This is a genomic window from Escherichia sp. MR (assembly GCF_005280595.1).
GTDB classification, from domain to species: domain Bacteria; phylum Pseudomonadota; class Gammaproteobacteria; order Enterobacterales; family Enterobacteriaceae; genus Escherichia; species Escherichia ruysiae.
In genome coordinates this window covers 50,461-56,460 of sequence record NZ_SZVK01000023.1, presented here as the reverse complement: position 1 = coordinate 56,460, position 6,000 = coordinate 50,461, and the positions used below count along the sequence as shown (strand labels likewise).

Here is a 6,000-nt window from a genome sequence, read left to right as displayed (position 1 = left end):
TGATAGAAACAGAAGCCACTGGAGCACCTCAAAAACACCATCATACACTAAATCAGTAAGTTGGCAGCATCACCTCGGCGGCGATAGCATCGCTAACAAACTGCGCGGACACGGCAAACGGTATCGCGCTATTTTACTCGACGTCTCCAAACGGCTGAAACTGAAAGCCGATAAAGAGATGTCTACCTTTGAAATTGAGCAACAGTTACTCGAACATTTTCTGCGCAACACCTGGAAGAAAATGGACGAGACGCATAAAAAGGAGTTTTTGCAGACCGTCAACACGAAGGTTAACGAACTGGAAGAGCTGCTGCCGTTATTGATGAAAGACAAGCAACTGGCCAAAGGCGTGTCGCATCTGCTTTCCAGCCAGCTGACCCGCATTTTGCGTACCCACGCTGCGATGAGCGTGCTTGGGCATGGTCTGCTACGCGGCGCGGGTCTGGGAGGGCCGGTGGGTGCAGCATTAAATGGGGTTAAAGCCGTTAGCGGCACTGCCTTTCGGGTGACAATTCCAGCGGTGTTACAAATCGCCTGTCTGCGACGAATGATTAGCGTCACTCAGCCCTGATACCTGACACAGGGGAAAATTTTCATTTTCCCCTCAAAAGATCATAGACACTGCCCCATTGGCTGATTATTATGCCGCGCCCTGAAAACACTACAGTTATTCAGGGAAATTATTTCACCATTCATTCGATGATGATTTTTGAGGAATTATGGGCAACACTAAGTTGGCTAATCCGGCACCGCTGGGCCTGATGGGCTTCGGCATGACCACCATTCTGCTTAACCTGCACAACGTGGGTTATTTCGCTCTGGACGGTATTATTCTTGCCATGGGCATCTTCTACGGCGGCATCGCGCAAATTTTTGCTGGTCTGCTGGAGTACAAAAAAGGCAACACTTTCGGTTTAACCGCATTCACCTCTTACGGTTCTTTCTGGCTGACGCTGGTTGCGATTCTGCTGATGCCGAAACTGGGTCTGACCGATGCGCCAAATGCGCAGTTCCTTGGTGTCTACCTGGGTCTGTGGGGCGTGTTTACGCTGTTTATGTTCTTCGGCACGCTGAAAGGCGCACGCGTTCTGCAATTCGTTTTCTTCAGCCTGACCGTGCTGTTTGCCCTGCTGGCGATCGGTAACATTGCCGGTAATGCTGCGATCATCCACTTTGCCGGCTGGATTGGTTTGATCTGCGGTGCCAGCGCAATCTATCTGGCGATGGGTGAAGTGCTGAACGAGCAGTTTGGCCGCACCGTTCTGCCAATTGGTGAATCCCACTGATTGTTTGAGATCCCCCCGCTCGGGGGGATTTTTTTATTCGTTAACTTCGCGTCTTGCACTCTTTGGTCTGAATGCCGCTACCACTTCCGGTGCCGTTTCAACGTATGGCCCTTCCAGCAACTGAATGCAGTACGGTACGCTGGCAAAAATACCGTGCACCACGACGTTACCCTCAGCATCCTTCACACCTTCCAGCGTCTCTTTGATGGACTTCGGCTGACCGGGTAAGTTAAGGATCAGTGCCTGTTTGCGAATCACACCCACCTGACGCGAAAGGATCGCGGTTGGTACAAAATGCAGGCTAATCTGGCGCATCTGTTCACCAAAGCCCGGCATCTCGCGGTCAGCTACTGCCAGCGTCGCATCAGGCGTCACGTCACGGCGCGCCGGCCCAGTCCCTCCCGTAGTGAGTACCAGATGGCAACTCATTTCATCCACCAGCTCACACAACGTTTGCTCGATGATCGCCTGCTCATCGGGGATTAAGCGGGTTTCCAGTTCAAACGGCGTGGTTAGCGCCGATGTCAGCCATTCTTCCAGTGCAGGGATACCTTTATCCTGATAAACGCCGCTGGATGCGCGATCAGAGATGGAAACTAAGCCAATACGTAAAGTATTCATCAAGATTTTTCCGTTTAAACAGCCTCGTTAAACAGAATGATACACTGCGAAGGGAGTGACAGACAGGCTTCAGAAGAGGTAGCGTGACCGACTTCCCGGTCACGCTAAGAATGATTACAGCAGATCGCCGATCATTTTTTCCAGTTTTTCCTGGTCAACAGCAAACTTACGGATACCTTCCGCCAGTTTATCTACTGCCATTGGATCCTGGTTGTGCTGCCACAGGAACTCAGACTCGGTGATACGCGCCGGACGCGCTTTCACTTCACCGGTGTAAGACAGTTTACGTTCGATAGCCCCTTCGCTCTCAGCCAGCTCTTTCAGCAGTGCCGGTGCGATGGTCAGACGGTCGCAGCCTGCCAGTTCCAGAATTTCGCCGATGTTACGGAAGCTTGCGCCCATAACCACGGTTTCATAACCGTGCTCTTTGTAGTACTGGTAGATTTCAGATACAGAAACCACGCCCGGATCTTCTGCCGGAGCGTACTCTTTCTTATCGGTATTCGCTTTGTACCAATCCAGAATACGACCAACGAACGGAGAGATCAGGAACACGCCCGCTTCCGCACAAGCACGCGCCTGAGCGAAGGAGAACAGCAGAGTCAGGTTACAGTTGATGCCTTCTTTTTCCAGCTGTTCAGCAGCACGGATACCCTGCCAGGTAGACGCCAGTTTGATCAGAATACGATCGTTGCTAATACCCGCATCGTTGTAGAGTTTGATCAGGCGTTTTGCTTTCGCAATTGACGCTTCAGTGTCATAAGAAAGACGCGCATCAACTTCAGTGGAGATACGACCCGGAACCAGTTTAAGGATTTCCAGACCAATATTTACTGCCAGTTTGTCGGTCGCGTCCACGATCTGCTGCGCGCGATCGTTACTCTGCTGTTTCGCCCAGGCGACAGCATCATCAATCAACTTACGGTATTCCGGAATCTGCGCTGCGTTAAGAATGAGAGAAGGGTTGGTTGTGGCATCCTGCGGTTGATACAGCTTCATTGCCGCGATGTCCCCAGTGTCGGCCACTACAGTGGTGTACTGACGAAGGGAGGTCAATTTGTCCGTCATGATAGTATTTCTCTTTAAACAGCTTGTTAGGGGGATGTAACCGGTCTGCCCTGATGATATCACGACGCAACGACAGCGCAACCGCAGACGAAAGGGTTATAGCCAGGCGAGACTGTTTACGTTTTCTGACACTGCGTTGATATCGCTCGCCATTTTTAAACAAAAACTCGAGTATGCTACACAGGCGTTATCTACCAATGCACATCGTATATAATTCTTAATCAATTGGTAACGTTTACACAGGAATGTAACCGCGTGCCGGCGACAAGAGGGATACGAATGCCTGATTTTTTCTCTTTTATTAACAATGTACTATGGGGATCAGTGATGATCTACCTGCTCTTCGGTGCAGGTTGCTGGTTCACTTTTCGCACCGGATTCGTTCAGTTTCGCTACATTCGCCAGTTTGGCAAAAGTCTCAAAAATAGCGTTCATCCCCAACCGGGTGGCTTAACCTCTTTTCAGTCACTGTGCACTAGTCTTGCCGCGCGCGTCGGCAGCGGTAACCTCGCAGGTGTTGCGTTGGCCATTACTGCCGGTGGACCCGGTGCTATCTTCTGGATGTGGATTGCCGCGTTTATCGGCATGGCGACCTCTTTTGCAGAATGTTCCCTTGCCCAGCTTTATAAAGAACGTGACGCTAATGGGCAGTTTCGCGGTGGTCCAGCATGGTATATGGCACGTGGATTGGGGATGCGCTGGATGGGCGTGCTATTCGCTATCTTTTTGCTCATTGCATACGGATTGATTTTCAGCGGTGTTCAGGCAAACGCCGTTGCCCGCGCGATGAATTTTGCGTTTGATGTTCCACCATTAGTAACTGGCATCATTCTCGCCGTCTTTACTCTGTTGGCGATAACCCACGGTATTCATGGCGTAGCCCGACTGATGCAATGGTTTGTCCCTGCGATGGCATTAATCTGGGTACTCACCAGTCTGGCCATTTGTGCGATGAATATCGAGCAACTTCCTCACGTCATTTGGTCTATTTTTGAAAGCGCCTTTGGCTGGCAGGAAGCGGCAGGCGGCGCGGCGGGCTACACCCTGAGTCAGGCGGTTACAAACGGCTTTCAGCGCAGTATGTTTTCTAATGAGGCGGGAATGGGTTCGACACCAAACGCAGCAGCGGCAGCGGCATCCTGGCCGCCGCATCCGGCTGCGCAAGGCATTGTCCAGATGATCGGCATTTTCATCGACACCCTGGTCATCTGCACGGCGAGCGCCATGCTGATATTACTGGCCGGAAACGGTACAACCTATATGCCGCTGGAGGGTATACAACTTCTCCAGAAAGCGATGCGAGCACTAATGGGTTCCTGGGGAGCAGAGTTTGTCACAATCGTGGTAATTCTGTTTGCCTTCAGCTCCATCGTTGCCAATTACATTTATGCAGAAAATAACCTTTTCTTTTTACGCCTGAACAGCCCCAAAGCGATCTGGTGCCTGCGTATCTGCATCTTTACCACCGTGATTGGTGGCACACTACTTAGCCTGCCCATGATGTGGCAACTGGCTGATATTATTATGGCGTGTATGGCGATCACTAATCTGACCGCTATTTTGCTGCTCTCTCCGGTAGTGCATACCATTGCCAGTGATTATCTTCGCCAGCGTAAACTTGGTGTGCGCCCGGAGTTTGATCCGCTGCGCTACCCGGATATCGACCAGCAACTCGCGCCTGATACGTGGGATGATGTTTCGCGGGACTAATCACAACTATCGATCAATTCATCCGCTTTTTTTGCTACAGTCGCTGTAAATTTCCTGCAAGGACTGGATATGCTGATTCTGATTTCACCTGCGAAAACGCTTGATTATCAAAGCCCGTTGGCTACCACGCGCTATACGTTGCCGGAGCTGTTAGACAACTCTCAGCAGCTTATTCACGAAGCGCGGAAGCTGACGCCCCCGCAGATTAGCACGCTGATGCGCATCAGTGACAAACTGGCGGGTATCAACGCCGCTCGCTTTCAAGACTGGCAGCCAGATTTCACCCCGGAGAATTCCCGACAGGCGATTCTGGCGTTCAAAGGCGATGTCTACACAGGTTTGCAGGCCGAAACCTTCAGTGAAGAAGATTTCGCTTTTGCCCAGCAGCACCTGCGTATGCTTTCCGGTTTGTATGGCGTACTGCGCCCACTTGATTTAATGCAGCCATATCGTCTGGAGATGGGTATTCGTCTTGAGAACGCCAGGGGTAAAGATCTGTACCAATTCTGGGGTGATGTGATCACAAACAAGCTGAACGAGGCGCTCGAAGCGCAAGGCGATCAGGTAGTGATTAATCTGGCGTCAGATGAGTATTTTAAATCAGTGAAACCGAAGAAACTGAATGCTGAGATTATCAAGCCGGTGTTCCTCGATGAGAAGAACGGTAAGTTTAAGGTTATTAGCTTCTACGCTAAGAAAGCGCGTGGCCTGATGAGTCGTTTTATTATTGAAAATCGCCTGACCAAACCAGAGCAACTGACTGGTTTTAATAGTGAAGGTTACTTCTTCGATGAAGCCAGTTCCAGCAATGGCGAACTGGTGTTTAAACGCTACGAACTGCGTTAAGTTTGCGGTAAATGCCGGAGGTCATCCGGCATTTGTATTTACCGATGGTGCCTGTCCGGACCCGGACGATGATCGCCGCCGTGATCGTGTCGATGATCTCCACGGTGATCATTTCGATGATCATTATACCAATTATGACGCGGCGCTCCGTGTGGGTGCCAGCGATTGTCTCGCCATTCATAATTTCGATACCACCAGTCACGGTCACGCCAGTAACCGCCATCCCAGTAGTAACCACGGTGGTCGCGATCGCCAATCTGTAATTTCACTGATGGTACTAGCATTATTTCCCCAGCCTGCGCTGCCATAGTAGCGACCAGAATCAGGGAAAGTGCGAGTAAGATAGGTTGCATCTTTTTCACAGGTGACTCCTTTTATCATTGCCAGTTATGGGCCGATATGAGGAGCTTACGGTAAAAGAATCCCCGTTGTCATTCTCTACAATTCAAAGAGCTAAGTTACCGCATTT

7 protein-coding genes are annotated in these 6,000 nt (G+C 50.7%); 4 read left to right on the top strand and 3 right to left on the bottom strand.

What is annotated here, in order from left to right; all coding sequences use genetic code 11:
• Positions 1–571, top strand: a 571-nt coding sequence (locus FC814_RS12080; protein WP_301546366.1) for a ubiquinol-cytochrome C chaperone family protein, incomplete at its 5' end; no start/stop codon positions are given.
• Between the two features lie 148 nt (positions 572–719).
• Positions 720–1,286, top strand: a complete 567-nt coding sequence (gene satP, locus FC814_RS12075; protein ID WP_000528538.1) for an acetate uptake transporter — start codon at positions 720–722, stop codon at positions 1,284–1,286.
• A gap of 33 nt (positions 1,287–1,319) precedes the next feature.
• On the opposite strand, the gene mog is transcribed toward satP, so the two are convergent.
• Both mog and tal read right to left on the bottom strand, forming a co-directional pair.
• Positions 1,320–1,907, bottom strand: a complete 588-nt coding sequence (gene mog, locus FC814_RS12070; protein ID WP_024212610.1) for a molybdopterin adenylyltransferase — start codon at positions 1,905–1,907, stop codon at positions 1,320–1,322.
• Between the two features lie 114 nt (positions 1,908–2,021).
• A complete protein-coding gene (gene tal, locus FC814_RS12065; protein ID WP_000130187.1) occupies positions 2,022–2,975 on the bottom strand; it encodes a transaldolase in 954 nt (317 codons plus the stop codon).
• Between the two features lie 279 nt (positions 2,976–3,254).
• On the opposite strand from tal, the gene FC814_RS12060 reads away from it, so the two are divergent.
• Together FC814_RS12060 and yaaA are read left to right on the top strand one after the other, a co-directional pair.
• A complete protein-coding gene (locus FC814_RS12060) occupies positions 3,255–4,685 on the top strand; it encodes a sodium:alanine symporter family protein (protein ID WP_137325988.1) in 1,431 nt (476 codons plus the stop codon).
• 69 nt (positions 4,686–4,754) lie between these two features.
• A complete protein-coding gene (gene yaaA, locus FC814_RS12055) occupies positions 4,755–5,531 on the top strand; it encodes a peroxide stress protein YaaA (RefSeq protein WP_137325987.1) in 777 nt (258 codons plus the stop codon).
• Between the two features lie 38 nt (positions 5,532–5,569).
• On the opposite strand, the gene FC814_RS12050 is transcribed toward yaaA, so the two are convergent.
• Positions 5,570–5,893, bottom strand: coding sequence for a DUF2502 domain-containing protein (locus FC814_RS12050; RefSeq protein WP_301546365.1), 324 nt, complete (start codon positions 5,891–5,893; stop codon positions 5,570–5,572).
• Positions 5,894–6,000 lie beyond the last annotated feature (107 nt).